General features: G+C 61.5%; 19 protein-coding genes. 11 read left to right on the forward strand and 8 right to left on the reverse strand.

Annotated features, from left to right (window positions below):
- Window positions 1-234 precede the first annotated feature (234 nt).
- Genes D3242_RS27030 through D3242_RS27045 form a run of 4 tightly spaced genes read left to right on the forward strand, consistent with a single transcriptional unit; the run spans window position 235 to window position 5822 of the window.
- A complete protein-coding gene (locus tag D3242_RS27030) occupies window positions 235-1683 on the forward strand; it encodes a TolC family protein (protein WP_081295854.1) in 1449 nt (482 codons plus the stop codon).
- Between the two features lie 40 nt (window positions 1684-1723).
- Entirely contained in the window at window positions 1724-3856 is a 2133-nt protein-coding gene (locus D3242_RS27035; RefSeq protein WP_019860379.1) for a type I secretion system permease/ATPase, read from the forward strand.
- Between the two features lie 45 nt (window positions 3857-3901).
- On the forward strand, window positions 3902-5191 hold the full coding sequence (locus D3242_RS27040) for an HlyD family type I secretion periplasmic adaptor subunit (protein ID WP_064980367.1): 1290 nt from the start codon (window positions 3902-3904) through the stop codon (window positions 5189-5191).
- Entirely contained in the window at window positions 5181-5822 is a 642-nt protein-coding gene (locus tag D3242_RS27045) for a ribbon-helix-helix domain-containing protein (RefSeq protein ID WP_019860381.1), read from the forward strand. The genes D3242_RS27040 and D3242_RS27045 overlap by 11 nt, the downstream gene beginning before the upstream one ends.
- 85 nt (window positions 5823-5907) lie before the next feature.
- On the opposite strand, the gene D3242_RS27050 is transcribed toward D3242_RS27045, so the two are convergent.
- Window positions 5908-6852, reverse strand: a complete 945-nt coding sequence (locus D3242_RS27050) for a transglutaminase-like cysteine peptidase (RefSeq protein ID WP_064980369.1) — start codon at window positions 6850-6852, stop codon at window positions 5908-5910.
- Between the two features lie 322 nt (window positions 6853-7174).
- Between D3242_RS27050 and D3242_RS27055 the strand changes: the two genes are divergently transcribed.
- The 6 genes from D3242_RS27055 (at window position 7175) to D3242_RS27080 (ending at window position 15889) form a co-directional block, all read left to right on the forward strand.
- Window positions 7175-11086, forward strand: a complete 3912-nt coding sequence (locus tag D3242_RS27055) for a VCBS domain-containing protein (protein ID WP_120145545.1) — start codon at window positions 7175-7177, stop codon at window positions 11084-11086.
- Window positions 11087-11158: 72 nt separating this feature from the next.
- Entirely contained in the window at window positions 11159-11527 is a 369-nt protein-coding gene (locus D3242_RS27060) for a hypothetical protein (protein WP_027047245.1), read from the forward strand.
- A 329-nt stretch (window positions 11528-11856) separates the two neighbouring features.
- On the forward strand, window positions 11857-13056 hold the full coding sequence (locus D3242_RS27065; protein WP_064980372.1) for a type 1 periplasmic-binding domain-containing protein: 1200 nt from the start codon (window positions 11857-11859) through the stop codon (window positions 13054-13056).
- A gap of 42 nt (window positions 13057-13098) precedes the next feature.
- The gene (locus D3242_RS27070; protein ID WP_064980374.1) at window positions 13099-13797 is read left to right on the forward strand and encodes a thermonuclease family protein; all 699 of its coding nucleotides are present in this window, start codon (window positions 13099-13101) and stop codon (window positions 13795-13797) included.
- 160 nt (window positions 13798-13957) lie between these two features.
- The gene (locus D3242_RS27075) at window positions 13958-14710 is read left to right on the forward strand and encodes a GGDEF domain-containing protein (protein WP_223217871.1); all 753 of its coding nucleotides are present in this window, start codon (window positions 13958-13960) and stop codon (window positions 14708-14710) included.
- A 273-nt stretch (window positions 14711-14983) separates the two neighbouring features.
- Window positions 14984-15889: a LysR family transcriptional regulator gene (locus D3242_RS27080; protein WP_064980378.1), complete on the forward strand. Its 906-nt coding sequence runs from the start codon at window positions 14984-14986 to the stop codon at window positions 15887-15889.
- On the opposite strand, the gene D3242_RS27085 is transcribed toward D3242_RS27080, so the two are convergent.
- The 5 genes from D3242_RS27085 to D3242_RS27105 all read right to left on the reverse strand — a co-directional run bounded on the left by D3242_RS27085 (window position 15873) and on the right by D3242_RS27105 (window position 21477).
- Window positions 15873-16577, reverse strand: coding sequence for a peroxiredoxin-like family protein (locus D3242_RS27085; RefSeq protein WP_064980381.1), 705 nt, complete (start codon window positions 16575-16577; stop codon window positions 15873-15875). The two genes, D3242_RS27080 and D3242_RS27085, sit on opposite strands and share 17 nt — an antisense overlap.
- 139 nt (window positions 16578-16716) lie before the next feature.
- The gene (locus tag D3242_RS27090; protein ID WP_064980383.1) at window positions 16717-18063 is read right to left on the reverse strand and encodes a dihydrolipoyl dehydrogenase family protein; all 1347 of its coding nucleotides are present in this window, start codon (window positions 18061-18063) and stop codon (window positions 16717-16719) included.
- A gap of 18 nt (window positions 18064-18081) precedes the next feature.
- Window positions 18082-19476 carry an NAD(P)/FAD-dependent oxidoreductase gene (locus D3242_RS27095; RefSeq protein WP_223217870.1) on the reverse strand — a complete coding sequence of 465 codons (1395 nt, stop codon included), beginning with the start codon at window positions 19474-19476 and terminating at the stop codon, window positions 18082-18084.
- 34 nt (window positions 19477-19510) lie between these two features.
- Window positions 19511-20668: a patatin-like phospholipase family protein gene (locus tag D3242_RS27100; RefSeq protein ID WP_081295856.1), complete on the reverse strand. Its 1158-nt coding sequence runs from the start codon at window positions 20666-20668 to the stop codon at window positions 19511-19513.
- A 26-nt stretch (window positions 20669-20694) separates the two neighbouring features.
- Window positions 20695-21477 (reverse strand): 3-hydroxybutyrate dehydrogenase, encoded by a 783-nt coding sequence (locus D3242_RS27105; protein ID WP_064981609.1) that lies wholly within the window; start codon window positions 21475-21477, stop codon window positions 20695-20697.
- Window positions 21478-21747: 270 nt separating this feature from the next.
- Here D3242_RS27105 and D3242_RS27110 point away from each other — a divergent pair, with 270 nt between their 5' ends.
- On the forward strand, window positions 21748-22659 hold the full coding sequence (locus D3242_RS27110; protein WP_064980387.1) for a LysR family transcriptional regulator: 912 nt from the start codon (window positions 21748-21750) through the stop codon (window positions 22657-22659).
- A gap of 65 nt (window positions 22660-22724) precedes the next feature.
- Here D3242_RS27110 and D3242_RS27115 read toward each other — a convergent pair whose 3' ends face one another.
- Both D3242_RS27115 and D3242_RS27120 read right to left on the reverse strand, forming a co-directional pair.
- Window positions 22725-23189 carry a DUF302 domain-containing protein gene (locus tag D3242_RS27115; protein WP_064980388.1) on the reverse strand — a complete coding sequence of 155 codons (465 nt, stop codon included), beginning with the start codon at window positions 23187-23189 and terminating at the stop codon, window positions 22725-22727.
- Window positions 23190-23232: 43 nt separating this feature from the next.
- Window positions 23233-24435, reverse strand: coding sequence for an MFS transporter (locus tag D3242_RS27120; RefSeq protein ID WP_064980390.1), 1203 nt, complete (start codon window positions 24433-24435; stop codon window positions 23233-23235).
- Window positions 24436-24511 lie beyond the last annotated feature (76 nt).

A 24511-nucleotide genomic window follows, 5' to 3' on the forward strand; every position in this document is an offset into this window, starting at 1 on the left:
ATCTGCGTCTGGACTTTTTCCACGCCAGGCGGCGTTTGGCTGAAGCCGCGGCCAACCCATTTTGTGCCATTTTTGCTACATTTCCCAACCTTGTGGATCAGGTGCGTGATTTAGGCTCCCCTAAATTAATAATAACTCACATATTTTCTTGAAATTGTTGGATAGTTGCCTGAGACAGGCTCAGGCTTGGGTCAGCGCCCGCAAGGGCGCAGGGGAAACGTTGGGGCGGGTTAGATGAATACGAGAAGCATCTCGACTGTGGGCAAGCGCCTAGGTCTTTTGATGGCGGCTACGATGCTGACATGCGCAAGTGCGAGTGCGCTTACGCTCAAGGAAGCGATGGCGGTTGCGGTCGAATCCAATCCTGAAATCGGCCAGGCCATAGAAAATCGCGAAGCAATCGAGTTCGAGCTGCGTCAGGCCAAGGGCCTCTATCTTCCCAGCGTCGACGTGGAAGCGTCGGCCGGGGCTCGCCGTCTCGACAATTCCTCCCGACGCGCGCTCTCGATAGAGGATGACGCACTTTATCCGGCGGAAACCGATCTGACGGTTTCGCAGACGCTCTATGACAGCGGCGCAAGGCGGGCCGAATTGAACCGCCAGGCCTCGCGCGTCGACGGCGCGTCGTTTCGTGTGCTGGAGCGGTCTGAATTCATCGGACTCTCGGTTGTCCAGGACTACCTCGAATACATGCTTCAGGCTTCGATCGTGGCAGAGGCAAAGAAGAACCTGGGCTTCCACCAAGCAATCCTCCACGACATCCAGGAAGGCATTGCTGGCGGTGGCTTGAACGAGGCCGACCGGCAACAGGCCGAAGAGCGCCTGTTTGCGGCCAAGGCCCGCATGCAGGAAGCCTCGGAGGAACTGGAGGCCTCGAGGATCCGGTTCTTCAAGACCGTCGGGAAGCCGTTGACCAATGCATCGAGGCCGGCCGATGTTTCCGGCACGCTGCCAAGGTCGCTGGACGATGCGATTGGCCTTGCGCGGGAGAGCAATCCGCGCGTCCATATGGCCAACAGCGATATCGCCGCCGCGGCCTCGCTGGTGGATGCGGCTCGCGCGAAATACGGCCCCTCGATCGTCGCCGAAGGCGTCGCCCGGGCTGGGTATGACATCGACGGTGACAATGGCGACACATCCGACCTGCAGGCACGCCTGGTGCTGCGGTGGAACTTGTATCGGGGCGGCATCGACAAGGCCAATGAGCAGGAGCAGATCCGTCGCACCAGCGAGCAGCGGCTTGCGCAGCACCAGGTGCTGCGGGAAATCGAAGAAGCCGTTCGCACATCGTGGGATCGCCGCTTCCGGCAAGCCGACCTGGCAAAGACGCTGAAGCTGCAGGCCGCTTCCAACGAGAAGCTGGTCGCGTCCTATCGCGAGCAATTCAAGGTCGGGCAGCGCTCGTTGCTCGATGTGCTGGATGCGCAGAATACGCGTTTCAACACGGCGACACTGGCCGACACCGCATCCTACGCCTCTCTCTTTGCCCAATACCGGCTTCTCGCGGCCACCGGGCAGTTGCTGAAAACGATGGACATCCGCCCGCCAAAACAGGCCGCGGCCTATGCGCGGACCGAGTTCGGCGCACCGGAAACGGCCGACACGGAAACCTATGCACGCACGCCGTCGGAACAGAAGAACGACCTGCCATTCGATATCCTGGCCCCGGTCAGGAAAAAGTAAGCGGATGTAAGGACCGATCGAAAGTCCCTAAGGGCAGATCGTGAATCAGCAACCCAACATCCTCTCCCCGAAGGAGGCGTTCAAGGCCTGCTTCTCGGCCATTGCCGGGTATCTCGGCAGGCCGAGCGCGCAAACGGTGCTGTTCGCCGGCGTGCCGCTGTCGGACACGCGTATCGACATCGAAGCCATCCGGCATATTGCCGAGCGCATCGGCCTCGAAATCACCGAATTCAGCCATCGCGAGTTTCTTCGGGGACGCATCGACCTCCCCGCCATCGTGTTTCGCGTCAGTCAATTGCCGGTTGCCCTGCTGGCCGAAACGGAGGACGGCGCATTCACGACCGCTCCCCAGGAAGACGGCCGCGTAACCATCACGAAATCCGAATTGGCCGCCAGCTACATCAGTGGCGGCGTTTCCTTCTCGATAACATATGCCAACACTGCCGAAGGGATGAATGTCGGTTCGGCGCCGAAGATCGAGCGGCGACATTGGCTGACGGGAACGATGGGTCCGTTCTGGCGCACCTATTCGAAGGTTATCCTGGCGGCAATCTTCATCAACATGCTGGCCATCGCCTCGCCGATCTTCACCATGAACGTCTATGACAGGATCTTGCCGAACAAGGCGATATCGACGCTATGGGTGCTGTCGATCGGCATCGCCGCGGTCATCCTGTTCGACCTGCTTCTGAAGACCGCCAGAGCGTCCCTCATCGACTATGCCGGGCGCAAGGCGGATCTGCGCATTTCCTATTTGCTGTTCGAGAAAGTGCTGAACTCGTCCCTGTCGGCGCGGCCAGGCTCGACAGGCGAATATGCAAATCGGGTGACGCAGTATGAATTCGTGCGCGAATTCTTCACGTCCAACACCATCAGCGTGTTTATCGACACCGCCTTCGTGTTCGTCTTTCTCCTGGTCATCTATGCGATCGGCGGATGGCTGGTCATCATACCGGCGCTGGCCTTTGTGGCTTCCGTGATCGTCGGGCTGATCACGCAACAGCGCATCGGCAAGCGTGTCGCGGCCTCCATGAACGAGGCCTCGCAACGGCAGGCCCTGCTGGTCGAATCCATCTCCACGCTGGAGACGATCAAGTCGCTGCGGGCCGAGGCGTATCTGTTGCGAAAATGGGGAGAGCATTCCAAGAACGCGTCCAACACATCCGAGAAGATCAAGCAGCTTTCGGCCGCCGCTGGCAACATAACGCAGGCCATCCAGCAGATGGTCACCGTCGCCCTGATCGTGGCCGGCGCCTACGCCTTCTCGGAAGGACACGTCTCCACCGGAGCCATTATCGGCACCGTGATGCTGGCCAGCCGGGCGGTGTCTCCACTCGGCCAGATCGCCATCACCTTGTCCAGGCTTCGCCAGGCCATGCTCTCCCTGCGCATGGTGAACTCGATCATGGCGCAGCCGGAGGATCGCCCGGATACGGTGGGTTTTGTCAACCGGCCCATTCGCAACGGCGCCATGGTGTTCAGGAATGTCGGCTTTGTCTATCCGGGCTCCGAGAACGAGGTCCTGACCGGTCTGAATTTCTCGGTGAAGCCAGGTGAGCGCATCGGCATCATCGGCCGCATAGGTTCGGGAAAGACAACGATGGGCCGGCTGATCGGCAGGCTCTTCCTGCCGACATCAGGCGAGCTGCTGTTGGACGGGATCGACATCCGCCAATACCACCCTTCGGAGGTTCGCGCCGCGGTCGGGATCGTCGCGCAGGCCAACGATCTGTTTTCGGGCACTATCAAGGAAAACCTCCTGATGGCATGTCCGGAGGCGACCGATGAGCAGATCGTCGAAGCGGCAAAGGCTGCCGGCGTCGACGATTTCGTCTCCCGTCACCCGCGTGGCTACGACATGAATGTCGGCGAGCGCGGCACCAATCTCTCGGGCGGTCAGAGGCAGACGATGGCGATTGCCCGTCTGTTGCTGACCAAACCGAAAATCGTCTTCCTGGACGAGCCGTCGGGTTCGATGGACCTGGCTTCCGAGCGGCAGCTGATCAAGCAGCTCAAAGTGGCTTTCGACCGGAACACGACGCTGATCGTTTCAACGCATCGCTTCAGCATGCTCGAACTGGCCGACCGTCTTATCGTCATCGAGCAAGGCAGGATCGTTGCCGATGGACCAAAGGACCAAGTGATACAGGCGCTGCAGAAAACAAGCACCTGAAAAACAGACTTATTGAACGCATTCAATGCGTTGGGGTTGTAGGACATGCTTGCAAGGGAAGACCGGCCGCCGCTTTTCGCGTCGGCGTCCTTGTTCATCATAGGGGCACTGTTTGTGTCTTCCGTCGCCTGGGCGTCCTTTGCCGAGGTCGACGAAATCGCGCGCGGCGAAGGCAAGGTCATACCGGCTTCCAAGACCCAGATCATCCAGGCCAGCGAGCCGGGCGTCGTTCAGGAAATTGCCGTGAAGATCGGGCAGATCGTCAAGAAGAACGATCTCATCATCCGCCTCGACAACACGATGAACACGTCCAGCCTCGGCGAGCAGCAGGCCAAGGCAAGGGCGCTCCGGACGCGCATTGCACGGCTGAAATTCGAGCAGACCGGCAATATAGAAGGTCCATTTCCCTGTCCGGCCGAAATTCAGAAGGTCGCGCCGGAAATCTGCGACAACGAGCAGAAACTGCTCGTTGCGCGCCGTGACAACTTCCAGGTCAAGCTGTCGGTCCTCAAGTCGCGTCTCGATCAGCGCCTGAACGAATTGGACGAAGCCAACGCCAATCTCGATCGCCTCACCAAGAATCTCGAAGTCAGCGACCGGGAAACGGCGCTGGTCGAATCCATGGTCAAGAAGGGGCTGATGGCCAGGACCGAGCAGATCCGCGTCGAGCGGGAGCAGACCGAACTGCATGGGCAGCTGAACCTCGCCGGTGAATCCATCAAGAAAGCCAAGGCGGCCATCACCGAAGCCCAGCTTCAAGTCAACGAGCTCGGCCTGCAGCTGCAACAGGAGGCGCTGAGCGACCTGACCCAGGCGCTGGCCGATCTTTCGGTCGTCGATGAGACCATACGCGGCGCCACCGACAAGGTGGCGCGCACGGACATCCGCTCGCCTGTCGACGGTATCGTCAACACGCTTGACATCAACACGGTCGGCGCCTTCGTGCAGCCCGGCGCGGTCGTGGCCGGCATCGTGCCCACATCCGAGACGCTGCTGGTCGAAGCGCGGGTTTCACCGCGCGATGTTGCCTTCATCCGGCCGGACCAGGACGCGCTGATCAAGATTACCGCCTATGATTTCTCGATCTTCGGCGGTATCGAGGGCAAGGTCTCCAACATCACCGCCGACAGCCTGGTCGACCAGAAGACGGGCGAGCCCTACTACCAGGTACGCGTCGCCACCGAGAGGTCGACGCTGACGCGAGATGGCAAGACCTATTCGATCATCCCCGGCATGATCTGTTCGGTCGATATCAAGACCGGACACAAAACCATCCTCACCTATCTGCTGAAGCCGATCAACAAGGCACGCGAGGAGGCAATGAGTGAACGATAGCGTCACGTCTCCCGCCGCCGATCGCGAGCAGCTGCTGCCGCCCATGGCGACAGAGGATTTCGGGCTGGAATTCCGGGTCGTGGCACGTGGCGGCACGCGACGCGGCATTCGTCTGGAGCGGGCGTTCTGGACCGCGCTGAAGCAGATGGCCGAAAGCCGCAAATGCACGATCGGCATGCTGATCGACGAGATCGCCGACAGCCATGCCCACACCGGAAACCTGACATCGGCAATCCGGGTGGCCTGCATGCGCGGACTGGCCGACGAAAACCAGACCTTGCGAAGGCTTGCGTCGATCAAGACGATCAACGCCATTCTGGTCGCCTGCCCGTCACCGGCTTTTGCGCTCTCATCGTCGAAGAGGATCCTGACCTTCAACGCGCCGTTCCAGCAGCTGGTCAGGCGCCAATTGCCGGTCGCGCCAAGCGAAGATGCGCGCCACGACCTGAAGCTTGCCCTGGATCTCAATGTCGCTGACATATTCGCGCGGCTCGACGCCAATGGCGAAACGCCGGTCGCCACCGGTTTCGTCATCGGCGCGGGCGACCGCCGCTACCGGGGGCAATTGAATGCGGCGCGGGCGCCGGTGCTCGAGCCGGAGCTGCTGATGGCCTTCGTCTTCGGCGGCTAATGCATATCGCCCGAAAGTGACCCCAGTTCTGGGGAGAAGACATGAGAGCGAAGGCGTGCCGAACCGGGTGCGTCGCTTGGCTATGCTATGGCTGCAGGCCCTCGCCAGGTGCGACCGTCGCAAGTCCGCCCTTGATATCGGCGACTTGGGCCGCGCCGGGCCTGGTGCCGTGGATCCACGCTCGGTCGGTGCTGAACGAGTACAATGGCACGTAGTCTGGAAGATCGCTGTCGCGCGAGACGACGTTGCTCAGGCTGTCCAGAATGAAGACGCCGCTGCCGGTGCTGACAGACAGCACGGCATGAAAGAAACCACGCTTGCGATCCTGCAAGACGACGAGCGACATGCTCTGCGCCGGAATGCCGGCACGCAGCAGCGCCGCCATCTTGAGAATGGCGAAATCCTCGCAGTCGCCCGCCCGCCGCTCGAGAATTTCGGAAGGTTTGGCCCAGTAGTCGAGCTTGCCGTAAACCACGCTGTCCTTCTTGTAGGCGATCGCGTGATTTATGCTTGAGTTGATGAAGGACAGCTTGTCGACAAACCGCTTGTCCTTGGCGGCGTTGACGATCGCGGTGAAGATGCTGTTCTTGCCGTCGCACGCAGTGCCCGCGGAACAGTCGACGATTGCCTTGTAGACCGGTGCCCAACGCGCGGAAACCGGAAAATTATGCATGGACAGCGCAACCGATCCGAACACGCCGGGAATGATCGCCGCCGTCTGGATGGGATCGATCCCGGCATTGCCTTGCGCCGTCGAAAGGCCGGTTTCCTGACCGCTGGTGGCCGGACCGTAGCTGCCGAGAACCATGCCTATTCTGTAGGCCGAGGCCGGCTGCCAAGGCTGCCGCCGCAGCAGCGAAATGCCCCCGAGGACAGGAGGCGTTTCGACGTTCGCCAGCAGCGAATCGACACGATCGGCGCCGGCTGGGACCGTGCTGGCGAACGATGGATGCGACAGGCCGAAAATGCCGATTGCCAGCAGCAGCGCTTTGAGCCCGCTTGCCCCCAGGGCAGATTTTTCTTTTGTCATAACGCCCACCTTTGACTGTGGACGCTACCAATCTCGTCTCAAATTATTGGAAAAGAAGGTGGATAAATTTCCTGTACTTCATGTCAGTTGTTTTGTGTAAAATTTTACACAAATTTATACTTCCATTTGCCAAGCAACCGAGGCCGGACCCCGCCAAGCGGATTGCACATCGGCCAATGTATATCAGGTTATATGTTTCGAGTTTACCACGCATAAAAAATGCCGAGGCCCGCATATCATAATATATGAAACAGATTGCGGGATAGTTGCAAAGTAGAAGTGGCCCATGTCTCTTTCCGGGAAATACCGAAGGGGTTTGGCTATGACCACCAGTAACGATTTGGACACCGTCTCTCATTCCTGGGACGAGCACTCTGAACATAACGGCCTGCCGTCGCAGGCGCAGGTCGCGGAGGCCAACCCGGCGCAAAAGGCGGCTCCGGCCGCCGCTGAACCGGTTCCCGTCGATGTCGGCAACGGCACGCCCGTCAAACCGGAAGCACCCGCGGAAGCCAAGGCCCCGGCGGCAGCCGCGCCGCACGAATATGTGGCCGACGCCAACCATGTGGTGAAGCTTCCGGCCAACGTCTCGATCGACAACATCAAGGTCGATGGCCATAACCTCGTGCTCGAGCAGGCGGACGGTTCGGTGATCGTCATCAAGGACGGCGCCCTCAACGTGCCGACCTTCATCATCGGCGATGTCGAAGTGCCGCGCGTTGCCTTGATCGCGGCGTTGGAAGCAAGTCATGTCGACGTCGCCTTCGGCGCCGACGGATCGATATCGGCAGGCGCCGGCGGTTCACCCTCGAGTGCCGGCGGAGACTTCTCGGTTCCCCCTGGCGGTATCGGTGACGGCTTCGGCCTGTCGGCGCTGTTGCCGCCGACGGATCTTGCGTTCGGCCAGCCGGAACATCGCGAACTGTTCCCGAGCCTGCTGCCCAATTCCACGCCGACGATCCTCGACCTGAACCCTGAGACCAGCGGCGGCGACACGATCGTGTATGAACACGGCCTGACGTCGGTTGCCGACACCAGCGAGATCAACACCGGAACCTTCGCCATTTCCTCGCCCGACGGAATCGGTTCGCTGACCGTCAACGGCCAGGTGATTTCGGGTGCCGCGCTTGCCAACAGCGCATCGGCGCCGATCAACATCACTACGCCGCTCGGCAACACGCTGACCATCAACGGCTACGACGCCGCGACCGGCCAGGTAAGCTACAGCTACACGCTTGAGCATAGCGAGCAGCATCCGGCAGGCGCCGACAACAATTCCATCTTCGACAACATGACGGTGACGGTCACCGACACGGACGGCGACGTCTCGGCTCCCGGCACACTGTCGGTTCAGATCGTCGACGACGTGCCGGTTGCGCACAATGCGAATGCCGGCGCGCTGACCGAGGACGGCGCCGCGACCACCGTCGGCGGCAACGTCACGACCGACTACAACAACACGTTCGGCGCCGATGGCCCGGCAGCAGCGAGCCCAGTGAACTGGGGCACGGCGACCGCCATGCTGAACGGTGGCGCTGTCAACCTGACCGACTACGGCACGCTGACGCAGAACGCCAACGGCACCTGGAGCTTCGTGCTGGACAACAGCAAGCCCGCGACGCAGGCGCTGGAGACCGGCGATACCATCAACGTGTCGCTCGGCTATACGCTAACCGATCACGACAGCGACGCCGACAGCAAGACCATCACCTTCGAGATCAATGGCGCCCACGACAGCTCGACCGTCACGGTCACGCCGAGCGACGACGCCAATGCCGGTGGCGCTTCCAATGTCGTTTACGAACACGGCCTGACCTCGGTTGCCGACACCAGCGAGACCGACACCGGCACGTTCAAGGTCACCGCCACCGACGGCATCAAGGACGTGACCATCGGCACCGAGACCCACACGCTGTCCGACTGGCTCGGCAAGACCATCAACACGGGTGAAGGCACGCTGACGATCACCGGCGTGACGCCGGCGGGAGCCGGCACGGAAGCCACCTTCGCCTACAGCTACACGCTCAATGCCGCGCAGGCCCACCCTGCCGGCAACGGCAACAACACGCTGCCCGACAGCGTTGCCGTCGCGGTTGACGGCATCGGCGGGACCCACGGCGACGGCACCATCAGCATCGTCATCGTCGACGACGTGCCGGTTGCGCATGCCGACACCAACAGCGTAACGGAAGGCGCATTGCTGAGTGTCAACGCAGCAGCCGGCGTGCTGGCCAACGACGTGGCCGGTGCGGACGGCTTTGCCGCCGGCGGCGCGGTGACCGGCGTGGCCACCGGCTCGAACGTCTTGAATCCGGTGAGCGGCGGCATCGGCGTCGGCATCGCAGGCCAGTACGGCACGCTGGTGCTGAACGCCAACGGCTCCTACGCCTACAAGGCCAATCCCGACGCGGTCACCGCCAACGCGGTCGACCACTTTGTCTACACCATCACCGACGGCGACGGCGACACCTCGACCGTAACGCTCGACATCACCGTCAACAACGTGACGCTGACCCCCGTCAATCAGACCGGCCAGGTCAACGAAGCCGCGCTCGACACCACCACCACGGGTTCCGACCTGACGCATGGTTCGGTGACGGGGTCCAATCCAACGAGCCCGCTGGAGACGGTCACAGGCCAACTCGCCGTCACCGGCACCGGCATCACCTACACGCCGATCAGCACCACGACCGCGCATGGCGTGTTCGAGTTGCAGGCCAACGGCGCCTGGACCTACACGCTGACATCGCCGTTCAACAGCGGTGCGGTGCAGGGCGCCAACACGCTGACCGGCGCGGAGAGCTTCACCTACACGGCGAAGGACACCAACGGCAACACGGTGACCGGAACGGTGAAGGTCGATGTCGTCGATGATGTACCTAAGATCGCCTCTATCGAGAGCCAGATCGTTGCCAACGCTGCTGGCGCGCATGCCGGCGACTGGACATATACGTCTGGTGCCGACGGACTGTCGACGATTGCGATTTCGCTGGCCAATCAGGCGAGCATATCACAAATCGACCATTCAACATCGACCTACGACGCTGCGACCGGCACGGCCAAATACACGGCGTTCTTCGACGCCGCGGGTACGCAACCTTACTTCACGGTCACGATGAAGGCGGATGGCACCTACAACTTCGAGGTGATCAATCCTGTACCCACGATAGTGGTAACAGATACGACAGCACTCAACGCCGGGAGCTTTGGCGGCAATAATTACGGCCTGTATCTTGAGCAAATAGCCGTAAAGAATAATATACCAACCCCCCTCCACACTGATATATTATTCACTGGTAATTCAGGATGGACTTCAGGCCTAAACCTTGGCAGTCAGGCCACCATAAACTCGAACAACCATGGTTTGGGCATAGGTTCTGGTCAAACCCTGGACAATAAAGAGTCGATAACGCTAAAATTTCTTCAGGGAGATGGCGACAAAAACTCTTCAACTCATCCAACGACCGCAGTTGGCATGGACCATGTCACGATCAATTTCCTGCAGGGATCCAACGGCGATGCAATGACAGGCAGCTACGCTGTTCGTGTAGTCACTTATGATCAGAACGGAGTTGCCCACGATCAGGGTAGCATGAACATTGTCAACGGCGTTCTGGACATCAGCTCGGCCAGCCTGATGTATGGTGTCTCAATTATCAATACCGGCAATACAGGACTGCTTGTTGGCGGTACCACCACCAGTGTGACAACCGCCACCGAGATACCGCATGACGTCGGGTTGCATTTCAACGTCGATGTCGTGGATGGCGACGGCGACAAGGCCAGCCATGGCTTCGACATCGTTGTCGACGCCAATGATGGGCACCAGGCCACGCTCACCGGTGACGCTGCCTATGATCCCAATATCCTGTCGGGCGGACCGGGCGACGACCTTCTCATCTCTGCTCCGGGCTACAACATACTGACCGGCGGCGCAGGCGCCGATACGTTCAAGCTCGACCATCTCGATATCAAGGATCTGATCGCCGACTACCATGGCGGCGAGGGCGACAAGATCGACTTGAGCGCGCTGTTCGACACGGCGCCAGCCAATAGCATCAGCAACTACGTGCACTACAACAGCGCGACCAGTACTGTGAGCGTCGACACCAGCGGTTCCGGCAACGCGGCCAACTTCGTGGATGTTGCCGTTCTGCAAAACGCGCCTGCCGCTGGAACGATCAACATTCTCTACGACGACTCGAACCACGTGCAGCACACGGCCACGATTTAGCACTTATGCGTGGCCGAGCTGGCGTGCTATATATTAGCGAAGAATAAAATGGCGGTTTGGAGAGGGACTTAAATGAAGCGTTGTACAAAATTGCTGGCTTCGGCCGCGCTGCTGCTGCTGGCTGGAACGGCGAGCTTCGCCGCCGACATCATCGAAGGGCCAACAGGCGACTATTGCCGCGTCGTGGGGACGTCCAACCTGGTCCTGAACGACAACATCGTCGACCTCAAGCAGCAGGTGGTGAAGCTGATGGACGAATCGGTTGCCGTCGCCAACAGCTCGGAATGGATCAACTCATCCCGGCCTGCCTTCGTCTGGGCTTCGGAAGCCAAGGTCGCCTGCGGCATGGCCTATGGCTATCTGAAGACGAACTACAAGGACGAAGACACGCTCAACAAATGCGAGTGTTTCCACGATCGCATGGTCGAGTACATGCACTGACCGGATGAGCCGCGCCTGTTGGCCATCATGACATCAGACGGATCAATTCCATGGGCGATCGCCGCAACGATCGCCCTGTTCAGCCTTGATCTGTCTGCCGCGCAGGCCGGCGCCAACTGGCTGGGCCGGTGCCGATTGCGTGCGCGGCGTGTTCGTACCCGGGCCACGACAGATGAAATGCTACCGACTATCGCGCCGCCAGGCGCGTCAAGGCGCCGACTCCCGGCTGTCGACGGTTGAATAACAGCAAGACGGCGCGGCAAGTCCGCCCTAACATGAGTTGAGGACCAGACCGGGAAATATCCGGCGGCAGACGGGGTGGACCAATCATGGAAGCTGTCCGACAGGGCCGCAGTCCGCAGATCTGGGCGATAGCCCTGGCGCTCGCCGTGCCGTTATCGGGCTGCCAGTCGAAAGGCGGCGTTTCCGAAGTGCTCGATCCGGCCGCGGTCGCCGCGCCTGCGGGACAGAATGGCGCCGCCAGCACCAGTCCGGCCCAGGCGAGCCAGTCGCTCGGTACCGGTTCGGCCAAAGTCACGATGCTGCTGCCCTTGTCCGCTTCCGGGACGTCGGGGGAAACCGGCAGGAAGATGCTCGACGGCGCCAAGCTGGCGATGACGGATATCGGCAATGGATTGCTGACGCTGACGATAGAGGACACGAAAGGCGACAGCGCGCAGGCCGGCAAATTGGCCGTGCAAGCCATAACGACGGGATCCAAGGTCGTCATCGGCCCGACTGAACTGCCGGCAGCCCAGCATATTGCCACGCTGTCCGGCTCGACGCGCCCTCTGGTTCTGGCGCTTGCCGACAATTTCGCCGGCAGCGCCGGGGTTTATGCCGTGCGCCTCAGCGAAGCCGACAGCGCCGCGGCTGGTGCCGCGGGGCTCGCCGCGAAAGGCCGCAAGAAGTTCGTGTTGCTTGTCGCGGAAGGCTCGAACGCCAGCGCCGTGGAGAAGCGGGTGGCGAACGGCCTCAGCATCTATGGCGCGACGCTCGCGGTCACCTTGCCCTATTCGGCCGGCGACGGGGGCACCAAGGCTGTCGACCAGATGGGCTCACTCGTCGACGCTCCCGACGCGGTCATTGTTGCCAGCGGCGATGCCAGCCCCGCGCCCGTCCTTGCCGCCCTCAAATCAAAGGGCATTCCGAGGAAAGCGGTTTCAGTCGTCGGAACCGACCGTTGGCTGGAGCGCCCGATAGATCCACTGTTCGAGGGGGCATACATCGCCACGCTCGATCCAGGCGAAACCGGACCGATCGCCGACCGCTTCAGGACGACATACAACTACCCTGCCGACGTCAATGTCGCCTATGCCTATGATATGGTTGCCCTGACGGCAGGGATCGCCAGCGCGGTCGGACCCGACGGCTTCAGCAAACAGACCCTCGAAAACCCGAACGGGTTTCGCGGATCGACAGGTCTGTTCCGTTTTCGCGCTGACGGTTCCAGCCAAAGATCGATGCCATTCTATCGGATAGAAAAGGGTGCGCTCAAACTGGTTGCCAAATCGACGTCGGGTTTCTGACCGGCCGCCGGCGGGTCATCGCGCGAACGCCGCGCCGGCCTGATGGGTTGGCATGCCCGCCTGGTGATCGCGATCGGGGGCCTCGAGCTCGTGCTCGGAATTGTCCTGATCATGCGGGCCGGAGCCTTGCTTTCTCTCGACCGGCCCGTCCCTGCGCCATCCCTGGAAATTGCCGGCAAGCAAGCACCCCCGGCAACCGCGGCCATTCCCGACCGACAGTTGCGGGAACCGGCGCGGCGGATTGCCGAGAGCCTTGTCGCCCCGCCACCGGTCGACGTGTCGGAAATCGAGCGGGTCGAAGCCCGGCCGCCGCTCGGCGAACTCGGCCTAGCAATCCGCCCCAAAACGCCCATGCCGCAAAACTGGCGCGAAACCCTGCTCTACCGTCCGATTGCAACGTCGTCGGCGACTTTCGAATCGATGGGATGGAAACTGGCGATCAGCGGAGCTCTGGACATCGGCGTGGACCAGACCTGTTCGTTTCGCGACGAGGTCTGGCCCTGCGGCCAGCGGGCTCGCGCGGCCTTCAATGCCTGGCTGCGGGGGCGCGCGCTTAACTGTTTCCTGCCGCCGGAAACCGAGCGCTTTGCCATCGCAGCATCATGCCGGCTGGGCAAGCAGGATGTCGGCGCCTGGCTGGTGTCCAATGGCTGGGCGACGGCGCTGCCCGGCGGTATCTATGGCAAGGCGGAAACAATTGCCAGGAATGCCGGGATGGGTATCTTCGGACCGCCGCGATAGGCAGCAGTTGATCGTCAAAACGCGGGGTTTTTCGCAAACCCGCTTCGTCCCGGTATGGAAAAACACCATTCGGCCTTTTTCCATCAAATTGTACAGTTCCGCGAAACCGAAATTACGGCAGGCAGGCCTTATACCAGCCGGCCTGACAGGAGATCGGCCGATGACGAGACCAATGGCGACCACCACTGCCCGGCCCTGGAAGCAGGTCGCGTGGCTGACATTGCTGGGAACCGCCGGGAGCCTCGGCCTTTCCCTTGGCCTCAACTACCTGCTCCTGTTCAGCGACGCGCTGACGCCGTTCGCCCGCAGCATGATCACCGCGGGACTGCTGCCGGTGATCATCGGCCTGCCGCTTTTCGCGCTGGTCGGCTGGAATCGGGTCGAAATCCACCGCTACCGGCAGGAACTCAACAGATCCGGGACGTATGACAGGCTGACGGGCTGCCTGAACGGGCCGGTCTTCACGTCGATGGTCGAGCGACGGGCAGCCAGGCGATCGGGGCCAGGACCGCGCTCGGGCGCCTTCCTGATCATCCATCCCGAACATCTACGGTCCATCAACATGCGCTTCGGCCTTGAATGGGGCGACGAGGCCTTGCGGCTCATCGTCTCGACCATCCAGTCGTCGGTGCGCGAGGAGGACCTGATCGGACGCATCGGGGCCTCGATGTTCGGAGTTTTCCTCTCGGGCGCCACCGAAGCGGAGGCCAAGGAGATCGGCGAGCGTATCCGCACGCGCATCGCGCAAGTCTACTTCGCGCCAAAAGGCACCGAGGATGTCCTCACCATCAAGGTTGGCGGTGTGATGCTGGAGAGCGAAATGGAGTTCTCGGACATGTTCCGGTCCGCCGAACAGCACATGTCCGACGCCCAGGATGACGCCGGGTTTGAACTGACGCACCTCCACAGCTGACAGCAGCCGGCGGCGCCAAAGAGGGTCAATTCAGGAACCAGGGAAATCTGGTGCTGCGAGAGAGGATTGAACTCTGGCTATCTATAATAAAATCAATATCTTACGAGACATTTTGTAACACTGTGACGTCCGGAGAAATGACCTCGCCTGTCGGTCTATGGGTAGTCACCGCGTGGCGCGGGACGCGCCTTTGCCTAGGCCCCCTGTTGCGCTAGCATAGACACAAATTAGCTATGCCTGACGAATCGGATTTCGCTGAGGGGGCGAAAATTCATGGAAATGCAGCAGGTCCGCTATTTTCTGGCCCTGTCCAGCACGTTGAACTTCACCAGGGCAGCCGAAGAGTGCAACGTCACTCAACCTGCCCTGACGCGCGCGATAAAGACCCTTGAGGATGAATTGGGTGGAGAACTCCTTCGGCGCGAGCGCCAGCATTCTCATCTCACCGAGCTTGGCCGGCGTATGCTTCCTCTACTGCAACAGTGCTACGACGCGGCCACTTCCGCCAAGTCGCTCGCCAAGGCTGTGCAAAGCAGCGACGTGGCGCCTCTCAACGTCACCATTTCCAACAGCGTCAACATTGCGCTGCTGGTATCGCCGTTCACGGAACTTTTCCGCGCCTATCCTGGAGTGCATCTCAAGATCAACCGTGGCTCGCCGACTGCTGTCGTCGAAGCCCTCAAGAACGGCGAGGTCGAGCTCGCCGTCGCCGGGCCCTTGGGGCAGGCCTGGGACCGGCTCGACACATGGCCACTCTTCCAGGAGGGCATTGAGCTCGTCGTCAATTCGGATCATCCGCTTGCCCGTCGCAACGAGGCCGATGTCGCATTGAGCCAACTGGCCGGGGAGCCTGTGCTCAGCCGTATCGATTGGGAAACGAGCGATGAGCTGTCGCGATGCCTCGCAGCGAAAGGCTTGACGCCTCGCACCGCGCATGAAGTCGAAACCGACCACGACCTGCTGGCACTACTGGAGGCCAACGCCGGGGTGGGCTTTGTCTCCGTAACAGCACCGCGAACGCCCAATATCCGCCGACTCAAGCTTCGTGATGTCGATATCTCGCGGGTCGTCTCCGTCTACGCGGTCGCCGGCAGACATCGTTCGCCCGTGGCCACGACTTTGCTCAACCTGTTGCGATCGACGGACTGGTCGTCTTTTGGTGTCAGCGAGCCCGTCTGAGCGAGTTGATCAGGTCGTCGATCTCCATGCGTCGCCGGTAGTCGGGATCGACGAAGCGATCGGTGATGATCCCGTCCGTCCCAACGATGAAGGTTGCCGGGATCGGGAGGAACCAGCTGCTATTGCCCTGATAGTTGGGGAGATCGAGGCCAAGGCCCATCAGCCGCTCCATCTCCGCCCCGACCCAGATCGCTAGGTTGAGGGACAGGGCGTAGCCATTGTCCATGTCGGTCAGGAAGGGGAACCTCGCCCCGACCGCAGCCTTCATCGCCTTCGCAAACTTGCGCCGTTCGGGCATGATCACCACGACCTGGCCGCCGAGGGCGGCAATCTCGTGCTGGGCTTCGACGATGCCAACCGCGTTCAAGCGGCAATAGGGGCACCAATGCCCGCGCTGGAAGGTGATCACCGCTGGCCCCCGTTGCAAGACGTCGGCCAGACTGACCAGCCTGCCCTCGTCGTCAGGCAGCAGGAACCCCGGCATGATGTCGCCTGGCGCCGGCGCCATGGCGCCTGCCCCTTGTTCCTCCAGACGCGCCACCAGGCGGTCAACGGCATCGGCGAAATCCGCGTTCAGGCGACGCACCGCGGCGGCAATCACCGCCAACCGCTCGTTCAGGGACGCATCAAGTTCAATGGCAGCCTGGACGGACTGTTCAAATGTCATTGCCTCTTCGTCGGCGGCCATTTCTGCACTTTCATGGACTGCGTGCACCCTATCATTGGCCCCCCTCGGATAGGGCCATGCTTTCCTTGCATCGTTTCGATGCCCAACATGCATCGAGGCGACAGGGTTCGTATTCTGTTCGCGGCCTCCCCTCAATTCGTTACATCATGTTCCTGATATCCGAAGAGAAGGTCGGGAAGCCGTAGACCATGTCGGATAACTGCGATGCTGTGATGCCGTGCTTCATGGCAAGTGCGAACAGATGGATCAGCTCTTCGCCGGCATGGCCGACAATGTGAGCGCCAACGATCCTGTCGGTGGCCTCCTCGACGATGATCTTCGACCACGCCACTGTCTCGGCATAGGTCCTGGCGGAGAGCCAGCCGCGCATGTCGTTGACATGGACCTTCACCCCAAGTCCTTGCTCTTTCGCCTTGGCCTCTGTCAGTCCGACACCCGCCAAGGCAGGGACGGTATAGAGCGCCGATGGTATCTGGCCATAGTCCGGCCGGTGTCTCGGTCCGTCGACGATATTGCGGCCAACGATACCACCCTCGTAAGTTGCGACAGGTGAAAGCTGCGGAGAATTCCACACCGCGTCCCCGCAGACATAGACGTCAGGGTTCGACCGCGAACGCAGATGGTCATCGATCTCGATACGGCCTTCGCGATGCACGACGACACCAGCGCCAAGGTCGAGCCCCTCGACATTGGCAACACGCCCGGCGCAATTCACAACCCTGTCCGCGTCCACTGCCCGCTCGACGCCATCCGCCACAAAGGTGACGCGTAGTCGTCCTTCGGCCTTCTCGATCTTCTTGACCCAGGCAAGCGTGCGGACCCGAATCCCTATGCGTTCGCTTTCGCTGCGGATCTGGGCCACGGCATCTGCGTCGAATGCCCCCAGAAGATGCGGCAAGGCTTCGAGGATCGTTACGTCAACGCCGGCGCGCGCATAAACGTGGCCTAGCTCGAAGGCGATGACGCCGCCTCCGACGAACACGACTGCATGAGGGAGCACCGGATCATTGAGGACATCGTCGGAAATCGTCATGTGGTCGGCGCCAGGAATTGGTAGCGATCGCGGCTTCGAACCGGTTGCGATGACAATGCTGCTGGCTTCAAGCTTACGGCCGTCGACGCCGATGGCATTGCTGCCCATGAACGAGGCCTCGCCGACGATGACATCGACACCGCGCTTGGCCATCAATCCGGACAGCCGGGACGGAATGTCGTCGATAATGTCTTTTTCGCGTTCGATCAGGGCTCGCCAGTCGAGCCTCGGCCTGCCTATCGCAATCCCGTGCCTATCGGCCCGTTCGATCTCGTGGAGCGCATGGGCGGCCGCAACGAGCACCTTTTTCGGTGTGCATCCGCGATTGGGGCAAGTGCCCCCGAGCTCGCGTGCCTCGATCATCGCCACCGATAGCCCGGCAGCACGAGTTGCCACCGTCACGCCCATCCCGGCATTGCCACCGCCAAGGATCACGACATCATACTTTTTCATCGCGCCGCCCGCTGAGGTTCAATGGAGCTTGATCCGAGACCTGGTGCGCCTCGCCACCATCTCGCCAATCGAATCCAGGGTGGTCTTCGCGAGGCCGTGCACCGCCTTGAGATGCAGCTTGTAGAGCGAGCGATACACCAGCCGGGCGAGCACACCTTCAATCTTCAACCCGCCGATCAGCCTGCCGAATGAGTCGTAGTCGGCGAGCGAAACAAGGGATCCATAGTCTCGATAGCGGAAAGCCGGCGCGGCCCGTCCTTCGAGGCGCGCGGCAATCACCTTGACCAGGTGATCGGCCTGCTGATGAGCGGTCTGAGCGCGCGGCGGCAATGGCTCGCCTCCGCCAGGCAGAACACAGCTTGCGCAGTCGCCGATTGCAAACACGTTTTCGTCCTCCCCAGCTTGGAGTGTCTCATCCACGACCAGGCGGTTGATGCGATCCGTTTCGAGGCCATCAAGCTTTTTCAGGAAATCCGGCGCCTTGATCCCGGCCGCCCAGACCACGAGCTCGGCCGGCACGAACAGTTTTTCACCGAGCCTGATGCCGTCTTCCCTCACCTCGCTGACTCTGATGCCGCACCGTATCTGCACGCCGAGCTTGACGAGCAAACGTGCGGAAGCCTGCGCGATGTGCTCCGGCAGGGCCGGAAGGATCCGTGGCCCCGCTTCAACGATGGTGATGCGGATCAGTCTCTCGAAGTCGATGTTGTCGAGATTGTGCGAAGCAATCTCGCGCATCGACTTGTGAAGTTCCGCAGCCAGCTCGACACCGGTGGCTCCGGCACCGACGATGACGCAATGGAGCTGGCCGGGCGACAGCTGCTCGTATTGCGCGTTGGCACGCAGGCACGCGTCGATCATGCGTTTGTTGAAACGGGCGGCCTGCTCCGCCGTATCCAGCGAAATGGCGTGGCGCGCGGCACCAGGCGTGCCGAAGTCATTGCTGACGCTGCCGACGGCCATGACCAGCGTGTCGTAACCCAGCACGCGCGGCGGGATGACCTGTCGACCGTCATCGTCAAAGCTGGGCGCGACAAAGACCTGGCGTTTGGCACGGTCGATACCGACGACCTCGCCGATGCGGTATCGATAGCCGTGCCGGCTGGCATGGGCGATGTATTCGACAGCGTCGTGTGACGCGTTCAAGGCGCCGGATGCCACCTCATGCAGCAGCGGCTTCCAGATATGGGTGCGGTTGCGGTCGACAAGCGTGACGGAAAGCCGTCGCTTGCCGAACTTGCGGCCAAGACGCGTCGCCAGCTCCAGCCCGCCCGCGCCGCCGCCGACGATGACCACGCGATGCAGTGATGTGTCCACATGGGAAGGCGTCTCTGGAATCGTGCGGAAAAGAGCCGCGTCGTTGGCAAGCACTGCCTCGGGGACGAGCCGCATGCCGGGGGTGATGATCTGCATCCGTATTCTCCGTCGTTTCCGAGGCCCTGGCCGGTCATTCCTGCGATTCGTGGATGACGATGCCCTGCAGCATGTCGACCTCGCACTCCCACGGCTTTTCCGAGAGCACGCGCTGGCCATGTTCGTATCCCGCCTGCCAGCGCGTGCGGATGCCGGCGCGCGTGAAGTCGATGTCCTTGGTGTGGTCCTCGCCATCCAGGCGTGGCGAAAGCAGCCGAACGAGATGCATGACAGAGGGACAGCCATAGGATGCGAGTTCCCTGAACATCGGATCCTCGCGTCGTTCCTCGGGAACCAGCTTTCCCATTTCGCGCACGACGTGGCGCAGGCGATGCAATTGCTCCTGGCGGGCAACGTGGCTTCTGCCGCGGCTGGCATATTGGAGATCCTTCTGCCGCCCCATGACCTGCCAGATCGATTTCGGCTCCGTCGCGCGCGGCTGCCACATGTTGACGGCAAAGATCAGCGCGTCGCGCCGTGGGCGCTCGTCCAGGACGACCTCGATGGGCGTGTTCGAATAGATGCCGCCGTCCCAGTAGGGTTCGCCGTCGATGCAGACCGCCGGGAAGGCCGGTGGCAAGGCGCCCGACGCCATGATGTGCGCCGCCGACAGCGTCATCTCACGGGTGTCGAAGTATTTGAGTTCGCTGGTGTTGACGTTGACCGCGCCAACGGTCAGCCGCGTATGGCGCCTGTTGAGGCAATCGAAGTCGATCAAATTGTCCAGCGTCCGCTTGAGGGGATCCGTGGTGTAGTAGGAGGCATTCTCCACACCGACTTCGCGATTGACCCCTAACATGGCGCTTGGGTTTGGTTCGAAGAACCCCGGTATGCCGCGCATCACCGTGCCCATATTGGCAAAGATGTTGCTCGGAACCATCATCCGGAAAAACTCGTCGAGCGGGCTGCTGCGGCTGACGCCATCCCAGAACTCGCGCAGCCTCGGCAGGCGGTCCTGCGGTTCGTTTCCGGCGATCAGTGCCGCGTTGATGGCGCCGATCGAGGTGCCTATGACCCAGTCGGGTTCAACGCCGCCCTCGACGAGCGCCTGGTAGACGCCAGCCTGATAGGCGCCGAGAGCGCCGCCACCCTGCAACACCAATACGGTCTGTCTCTTGACCGAACCCTCAGCGATACTAGCGACCTCCGGCACGGGTTCCGACGTCGAGGGATTTCGAGAGATCTTGTTCATGGCGTTTGCGTTCCTCCTAGCCGGTTTCAGTGGGCGGTCCAGCCGCCTTCGATCGGCATGATGGCGCCGGTGATCGAGGCCGCATCGTCCGAGGCCAAAAACAGACAGAGCGACGCAACCTGCTCGACCGTTACGAACTGCTTGGTCGGCTGTGCGGCCAGAAGCACATCCTTGATCACTTGCTGTTCGGTGATCCCGCGCGCCTTGGCCGTGTCCGGTATCTGTTTTTCCACCAGCGGGGTGAGCACGTAGCCGGGGCAAACCGCATTGACCGTGATGCCCTGCTCGGCCACTTCCAGCGCCACCGTCTTGGTCAGGCCGGCAACGCCGTGTTTGGCTGCGACGTAGGCGGATTTGTATGGTGAGGCGACGAGGGCGTGGGCCGAAGCGACGTTGATGATGCGGCCCCATTTGCGCTCTTTCATCGCCTGCAGGGCGCGCCGGATCGTATAGAACGACGAAATCAGATCGATCGCCACGACGGCTTCCCATTTCTCGATCGGGAAGTCGTCGATCGGCGCCACATGCTGGATGCCGGCGTTGTTGACCAGGATGTCGATCGCCCCGAATTCTGCGATGGCCTTGTCCATCATGGCGGTGATCGCGCCGCCCTTGCTCATGTCCGCATTGTCGTAGCGAACGGTCACCTTGTGGTCGGCGGCCAGCTTTGCCCGCAGGCGCTCGATCTCATCGGCATCGCCAAAGCCATTGAGAACGATGTTGCAGCCCTTGGCCGCGAAAGCTTCGGCAATGCCTTGGCCGATGCCGCTGGTCGAGCCTGTTATCAGCGCCGTCTTTCCTGTGAGCATCGTCGTTTCCTTCTGTTGGAGGCGCGGCAGAGCCATTCTGCAGCCACTGCGGGCAACGGTCTTCGCGCCCAGGTCAGAAATCCTGATCAAGTATGGCGAGCAGCCCGAAGCAGCGGAAATGCCGTTGAGACATGGATTCGATAGCCGACGGTCTGACCGATGCGGCGGCGATGTAGACCTGAAGGCTGGGTTGTTTGACGTTGGGGCAGCTAGTAAGATTGAGCCGCAACACGGGTCGTGCCGTATGCTCGCCCGTCGAGGGGAGTTGCCGTGGAGATCAGCCAGGTCAGATATTTCTTGGCCGTTGCCAAGGAACTGAATTTCACCAGGGCTGCCGAGCAGTGCAACGTCACGCAGCCGGCGCTGTCGCGCGCAATCAAGCTTCTCGAAGACGAATTCGGCGGGGCGCTTTTCCACCGCGAGCGCCGCTTCACCCATCTGACCGAGCTTGGCCGCATGGTCGAGACCTATCTTGAGGGTGTCTTCGAGAACTCCCGCCAGGCAAAGCAGATTGCCGAGCAGTATGTGCATCTCAAGAAGACACCGCTCAAGGTCGGCATCATGAGCACGATCGCGCCGGACGAAATCATCGAGCTGATCGCGGCCGTCCGGGCGCATCACCCCGGTGTCGAGCTTCATCTTTGCGACGCAGATGCCGTGAGCCTGCGGCGAAGGCTGCTCGAAGGCGATCTCGAGGCCGCCATCTATGCCTTACCCTCGAACGTGCCCGACGAGGACGTGCACTCGCTTCCGCTCTTCCAGGAGCAGATGGTGATGGCCGTCCATCTGAACCATCGCCTCGCCAACCAGCGTAGCGTGCGGGTGAAGGATATGAGCAATGAAACTTATATCCACCGCAACAATTGTGAGTTTGCCGGCTATGCCGATGCCATCCTTGCCGAGCAGGGCGTCACCGTCAGCCCGGTCTATTGGAGCGATCGTGACGACTGGACGCTGGCGATGATCGCCGCCGGACTTGGCTTCGGTTTCATGCCCGAACATACCGCCAAGCACCCGGGCGTGGTGCCCTTGCCGATCACCGACCCGGAATTCTGGCGCGAGGTCAATCTTGTCACGGTGCGCGGCCGCAGGCATTCGCCCGCGGTTGGCGCACTGGTGCGCGAGGCCACGCAGAAGAGGTGGTTCGGCGAACGGGCGAAGGCATTGTCCGCCGCCGAGTAGCCTCTCGCGAGAAGCAGGCTGCCTCGTCATGCACGGGCGGCGGATCTCCTTCACCTCATCCGCACTCAGTTCTTTTTGATCGTCGAGGTCACGGACTGGATGACTTCGGTTGCCATCTTGAACTGGGCCTCGCGGTCGGTGATGCCATGCCGCTTGGCGATCCAGGCAAAATCACTGTAGGCGGCATAAACCGTTCCATCCGAGGTCTGGTAGACCAGGACGCGGACGGGCCAGTCGAGACCGGCCTCGGGATTGGAGGTGATGAAGGTCGTGCCGAGCGCCGGGTTGCCAAACATCACCAGCCGCGACGGCTTGACGTCGTTGCCGGCGTCCTTGCCGAGCTTTGCCTGGTCGATGACGCCGAAGAACTTGATGCCCTTCTTGAGGACATCCTTCCTGATGCGGGCGACAGTCTCGGCGACCGAGTAGTCGCTCTTTACCGTGACGACACCGTCCGAAGCGGCCGCCGGGACGACGACGGCCATCAGCACGGCGGCGCCGGCAATCATGGTCTTCATGTAGCTGTTCATGTCAGTCTCCTTGTTGGATTTGCCTAGTTTTGGTCGTTCGGTCTCAGGTCCTTGGCGTTTGCAGCACGCGCGCCACCGCGATGGCGCAAGCCAGGACAGCGGCGAGCACAGTCACGCATGCGGTCCAGCCGATCCGGTCGTAGACCTGTCCAATGACGAAGCTGCCGGCGAGCCCGCCTGCATAGTAGGATGCGAGATAGATGCCGCTCGCGGCGGCGCGGTCGCGCGACGCGGTCCGGCTGACATGCCCGGTGGCGATTGCCTGCGCCAGGAAGGTGCCGATGGCGACCAGCGCCATGCCTGAAAGCACCACCGGCAGGCTGCTTGTCAGAAGCAGGAGCAAACCCAGGATGGCCAACGCAAGTGTTGCGCCGATCCCGATCCTAGGCCCCAGTCCTGCCGCAACACGCCCGGCGAGCGGAGTGGTCAGCATGGAGGGCAGGAAGACGAAATAGACCAGCCCCAGAGCCATCGGGGACAGCGATAGCGGCGCGGCGACGAGTTGGAAGTTCACATAGGTGAAGGTGCCGATGAAGACGAAGAGGATCAGGAACCCGATGGTGAAACAGGCACGCAGCTCGACATTCATCAACGGGCTCTTCCACGCGGCGCGGCTAGGTTCCCTCCTGGCGTCAGCGCGCATCATTGCCGATGTCTTCTGCAGGGTGAGCCAGACAAGGGCCGCGCCAACCAGATTGAGAGCCGCGAACGTCAGGAAGTTGGTGGAGATGCCACACGTGTCGGCGACGGCGGCAGACATTAACCGTCCGAAGAAATTGCTGGCGACGTTGCCGGTCACATAGGCCGCAAGTGCGCCGGTCGTCTGCCGCGCGGAAAAGTGTTCGGCGAGATAGGCCATCGTCAGCGTGAACGCTGTCGACATACACAAGCCCTGGACGACGCGCAGCAGCGCAAAGATCACGATGCTGTCGGTGAGCGACAAAAGCGTCGTCGGTATCGCCAGCACCGCAAGGCTTATCCAGATGCCGTTGCGTCGATCTATGCCGCGCCCGAAGAGAGCGACAGCGATGCCGGCCACCGCCATGCCGAACGTGCTGGCATTGACGGCGAAGCCCATGGTCGCTCGACTGACGCCGAATTTGATCACCAGCGAAGGCAGGATGGCCTGGGTGGCGAACAGGTCGACAAGCGTCAGAAACGCGATCAGCGCTATCAGGCCGAAGCGCCAGCTGTCCGCGGCAATCATGCCAAGCCGCGCTGGTCCAGTGTGTTCGCTTGTCGTCATGGCAGGAAGCTCCCGTTGCGCACGTCCCCGGGCGATCACCCGAGGACGCGCTTTCAGATGCCGGTCATGAAAAGAT

This window comes from Mesorhizobium jarvisii, assembly GCF_003601985.1.
Lineage (GTDB): Bacteria > Pseudomonadota > Alphaproteobacteria > Rhizobiales > Rhizobiaceae > Mesorhizobium > Mesorhizobium jarvisii.

Coding starts and splice junctions, on each gene's coding strand:
- D3242_RS27030 (WP_081295854.1), top strand. CDS start 235: ATGAATACGAGAAGCATCTCGACTGTGGGCAAGCGCCTAGGTCTTTTG.
- D3242_RS27040 (WP_064980367.1), top strand. CDS start 3,902: ATGCTTGCAAGGGAAGACCGGCCGCCGCTTTTCGCGTCGGCGTCCTTG.
- D3242_RS27050 (WP_064980369.1), bottom strand. CDS start 6,852: ATGACAAAAGAAAAATCTGCCCTGGGGGCAAGCGGGCTCAAAGCGCTG.
- D3242_RS27055 (WP_120145545.1), top strand. CDS start 7,175: ATGACCACCAGTAACGATTTGGACACCGTCTCTCATTCCTGGGACGAG.
- D3242_RS27060 (WP_027047245.1), top strand. CDS start 11,159: ATGAAGCGTTGTACAAAATTGCTGGCTTCGGCCGCGCTGCTGCTGCTG.
- D3242_RS27065 (WP_064980372.1), top strand. CDS start 11,857: ATGGAAGCTGTCCGACAGGGCCGCAGTCCGCAGATCTGGGCGATAGCC.
- D3242_RS27070 (WP_064980374.1), top strand. CDS start 13,099: ATGGGTTGGCATGCCCGCCTGGTGATCGCGATCGGGGGCCTCGAGCTC.
- D3242_RS27075 (WP_223217871.1), top strand. CDS start 13,958: ATGACGAGACCAATGGCGACCACCACTGCCCGGCCCTGGAAGCAGGTC.
- D3242_RS27080 (WP_064980378.1), top strand. CDS start 14,984: ATGGAAATGCAGCAGGTCCGCTATTTTCTGGCCCTGTCCAGCACGTTG.
- D3242_RS27085 (WP_064980381.1), bottom strand. CDS start 16,577: ATGGCCGCCGACGAAGAGGCAATGACATTTGAACAGTCCGTCCAGGCT.
- D3242_RS27090 (WP_064980383.1), bottom strand. CDS start 18,063: ATGAAAAAGTATGATGTCGTGATCCTTGGCGGTGGCAATGCCGGGATG.
- D3242_RS27095 (WP_223217870.1), bottom strand. CDS start 19,476: ATGCAGATCATCACCCCCGGCATGCGGCTCGTCCCCGAGGCAGTGCTT.
- D3242_RS27100 (WP_081295856.1), bottom strand. CDS start 20,668: ATGAACAAGATCTCTCGAAATCCCTCGACGTCGGAACCCGTGCCGGAG.
- D3242_RS27105 (WP_064981609.1), bottom strand. CDS start 21,477: ATGCTCACAGGAAAGACGGCGCTGATAACAGGCTCGACCAGCGGCATC.
- D3242_RS27115 (WP_064980388.1), bottom strand. CDS start 23,189: ATGAACAGCTACATGAAGACCATGATTGCCGGCGCCGCCGTGCTGATG.
- D3242_RS27120 (WP_064980390.1), bottom strand. CDS start 24,435: ATGACGACAAGCGAACACACTGGACCAGCGCGGCTTGGCATGATTGCC.